This is a genomic window from Nostocoides jenkinsii Ben 74, from assembly GCF_001046875.1.
GTDB lineage: Bacteria > Actinomycetota > Actinomycetes > Actinomycetales > Dermatophilaceae > Nostocoides_A > Nostocoides_A jenkinsii.
The window spans coordinates 3,432,785-3,436,055 of the sequence record NZ_HF571038.1 but is presented as its reverse complement, the minus strand read 5'-3'; the positions used below and the strand labels follow the sequence as shown (position 1 = coordinate 3,436,055).

Annotated in this window: 3 protein-coding genes; 1 reads left to right on the top strand and 2 read right to left on the bottom strand. The window is 67.4% G+C overall.

The window, feature by feature from the left end:
* Positions 1–54: 54 nt before the first annotated feature.
* Both BN13_RS16360 and BN13_RS16355 read right to left on the bottom strand, forming a co-directional pair.
* A complete protein-coding gene (locus tag BN13_RS16360) occupies positions 55–1,158 on the bottom strand; it encodes a ScyD/ScyE family protein (protein ID WP_048548238.1) in 1,104 nt (367 codons plus the stop codon).
* A gap of 165 nt (positions 1,159–1,323) precedes the next feature.
* A complete protein-coding gene (locus tag BN13_RS16355) occupies positions 1,324–1,755 on the bottom strand; it encodes a nitroreductase family deazaflavin-dependent oxidoreductase (RefSeq protein WP_048548237.1) in 432 nt (143 codons plus the stop codon).
* 139 nt (positions 1,756–1,894) lie between these two features.
* On the opposite strand from BN13_RS16355, the gene BN13_RS16350 reads away from it, so the two are divergent.
* Positions 1,895–3,211 carry a bifunctional o-acetylhomoserine/o-acetylserine sulfhydrylase gene (locus BN13_RS16350; protein WP_048548236.1) on the top strand — a complete coding sequence of 439 codons (1,317 nt, stop codon included), beginning with the start codon at positions 1,895–1,897 and terminating at the stop codon, positions 3,209–3,211.
* Positions 3,212–3,271: the final 60 nt, after the last annotated feature.

Here is a 3,271-nt window from a genome sequence, read left to right as displayed (position 1 = left end):
GGCGTGCTCAAGTTCGGGGGTTAGGGAGCCGGAGGCCCAGAACAAGCGCCAGACTTAGAACAACCGGTAGACCCGTCCCGTCTGGCCGGGCTCCGGCGTGCCATTGGCCCGGCGTGGAACGTCGGTGGTCAGGTAAAGGTGGCCGGCGCCGATCTCGACTGCCAGGATGCCGGGCAGCGTCAGCGCGTCATGCATGTATGCCGCGTCGGGTCCGTGCTTGGTGATGGTGTCGCTGCCGGACTCGGCGATGTACATCGTGCCGCGCTCATCGCCGCCCGTCTTGACCGCGAGGTTTGTGGGGGCGGCAAGGTCGGCGACGATCTTGGTCACCGAACGTGTGGCCGGGTCGATCCGATAAACCGAGCCTCGACGCCCGGGGTCGAGCTTGCCGAGTGCCGGCGGGGCGACGGTGACCAGGATGAGGCCTTCGCGCATCACGGCGAGATCGGTGGGTCGGGCTTCGGTGAAGTAGGTCGCTCCGACCAGGCACGTCGGCAACTTCAGAGCGCTGGCCATCGCGGACGTGATGACCAACGGCTGGCGGGGGAGAGCGCTGATGGTGGCGACGCGGCCGTCGGGTCGCACTCGCAGGATGGCGTTGGCGCGAGCGTCGGCGACGGCCCAGTCGGTGCCCAGATCGGCCACGGCCACCGGGCGGGAGGCAACCCCGCCGCGGTAGGTGACGGGGATGCCCGCAGCCTTTAGACCGTTGGACTGGCAGGTCGTCGCGTTGACAAGACCGTAGGTGCGATTCTTGTCCGGGTTGGCGGATCGTTCGAAGGCCAGCAAGTCGGCCGCGCCAGCTGTGGTGCCCACGACCGCCAAGCCGCTGGCGGTGACGGTTCCCCGAGTCAGCTGGGCCCAGACGTAAGCGACCCGACCGGCGCCGTCCACCCCGACCCCATTGACCTCGCGCCCGGGTTGAGTCGTCAGGACCGCGGACGAGCCGTCGGCGGCGATCTTGCGGACCTGACCCGCGATGCGATCGGAAACGAACACATCGGTGCCGCTCGTGGCGAGTTGCAGCGGGGTCATCACATCATCGTTGATGACCGTCAGCCTCGGTGCCGGCGAAGGGTTAGCCGACGCCATGCCCGGGGTGATACCGGCGACGGTCAGTGCCGTCGCAGCAAGGGTGGTGAGTAGCTTGACCTGCATGTTTCGTCCTCTCCCGAGTCGCGCCGGGATGCCCCGGCCTACGCCCAGCGTAGGCCCCACCCCGAACTTGAGCATGCCTTACGCACTTGAGCACGCCTTACAAGGCGTGCTCAAGTGCGTAAGGCGTGCTCAAGTTCGAGGGTTAGGCGTGCTCAAGTGCGGGGGTTAGGCGGCCCGGGGCTCCAGGACGAACACCGGGATGGTGCGGTCGGTGTTGGCCTGGTACTCGGCATACGGCGGGAAGGCGTCGACGCACCGCTCCCACCACTGCGCCCGCTCGTCCCCGTCGAGCATGCGGGCGCGGACGGGCCGGTCCTGGGTGCCGTCCTGAAGCATGATGTCGGGGTTCGCGACCACGTTGTAGTACCACTGCGGGTTGTCCGGGGCGCCGCCTTTGCTGGCCACCGCGGCATACGCGCCCTCGTGCTCGACCCGCATCAGCGGAACCTTGAGGGTATCGCCGGACTTGCGCCCGGTCATCGTCAGCAGAACGACGCGCATCCCCTGGATGTCGGCCGCTTCGGTGGTGCCGGCGGCTTCGATAGCGGCGACCTGATTGCGGACCCAGGACGTCGGGCTCGGGCGAAAGGTAGTCATGACGCCATCTTGCCAACTGGCCGCCCCCGCGTGCCGGGGGCGGAGTCGATTGTCCGAAGGGGGAGACGGTCATCCCGGATGGTGAGAAGGTCCGGCATGGTGAGGAAGGACCGGCAGTGCACACGAAGGAGACCCGGCGATGAGCGAAAGCGACTGGAAGTTCGAGACCCGGCAGGTTCACGCCGGAGGGCAGCCCGACCCCGCCACCGGCGCGCGGGCGCTGCCGATCTACCAGACGACGTCGTACGTGTTCAAGGACACCGACCACGCGGCGAATCTGTTCGCGCTCAAGGAATTCGGCAACATCTACACGCGCATCATGAATCCCACCCAGGACGCGGTCGAGCAGCGGCTCGCCTCGCTCGAAGGCGGGGTGGGTGCCCTCATGGTCTCCTCCGGGCAGTCCGCGACCACGCTGGGCCTGCTCAATATCGCCGAGGCCGGCGATCACATCGTGGCCAGCGCCGCGCTCTATGGCGGCACCTTCAACCTGCTGAAGTACACCTTCGCCAAGATGGGCATCGAGGTCACCTTCATCGAAGACCAGGCCGACCTCGATGAGTGGCGCTCGGCGATCAAGGACAACACCAAGGCGCTCTTCGGGGAGAGCATCGCCAACCCCAAGGCCGACGTCCTCGACATCCAAGGGGTCGCCGACGTCGCCCATGCCGCCGGGGTGCCGCTCGTCGTCGACAACACGATCGCGACCCCCTACGTCATCCGCCCGCTGGAGTGGGGCGCGGATGTCGTCCTGCACTCGGCGACGAAATACCTTGGTGGGCACGGCAGTTCGATCGCCGGAGTCATCATCGACGGCGGCACCTTCGACTACGCCAAGGACCCGGCGAAGTTCCCGAACTTCAACGAGCCCGACCCGAGCTACCACGGCCTGCGGTTCGGCCCGGACCTCGGCGTCGGGTCGCCATTCGGGGCCAACCTGTCCTACATCCTCAAAGCGCGCGTCCAACTGCTGCGCGACCTCGGCTCGGCGGTCTCGCCATTCAACGCCTTCCTCATCCAGCAAGGCGTCGAGACGCTGAGCCTGCGGATGGACCGCCACCTCGCCAACACCCGCATGGTCGTCGAGTTCCTGTCGAGTCACCCGCAGGTTGAATCCGTGCGCTGGGCTTCCAACCCGGGCAACCCGGGGAAGGACCGAGCCGACAAGTATGCACCGCTCGGTGCCGGCGCCGTCATCGGCTTCGAGATCGCGGGGGGCCTGGAGGCGGGCAAGAAGTTCGTGGAGGGCCTGACCCTGCACTCGCATGTCGCCAATATCGGTGACGTCCGGTCGCTGGTGATTCACCCGGCGTCAACGACGCATAGCCAAGGCGGTGACGAGGACCGCCTCAAGGCGGGCGTCACGCCGGGCCTCGTGCGCCTCGCCGTCGGCATTGAGCACCCGGACGACATCATTGCCGACCTGGAGCAAGGCTTCGCGGCGGCGGCGGGCTGAGCGGCAGACGACAACAGGGTCTAGACCCGAGAACCCCTCGTGCGCACCGGGATTGGTGCG

What these genes read in the sequence shown, in the direction of transcription:
- BN13_RS16360 (WP_048548238.1), bottom strand. Translation starts at nt 1,158, where the DNA reads ATGCAGGTCAAGCTACTCACCACCCTTGCTGCGACGGCACTGACCGTC.
- BN13_RS16355 (WP_048548237.1), bottom strand. Translation starts at nt 1,755, where the DNA reads ATGACTACCTTTCGCCCGAGCCCGACGTCCTGGGTCCGCAATCAGGTC.
- BN13_RS16350 (WP_048548236.1), top strand. Translation starts at nt 1,895, where the DNA reads ATGAGCGAAAGCGACTGGAAGTTCGAGACCCGGCAGGTTCACGCCGGA.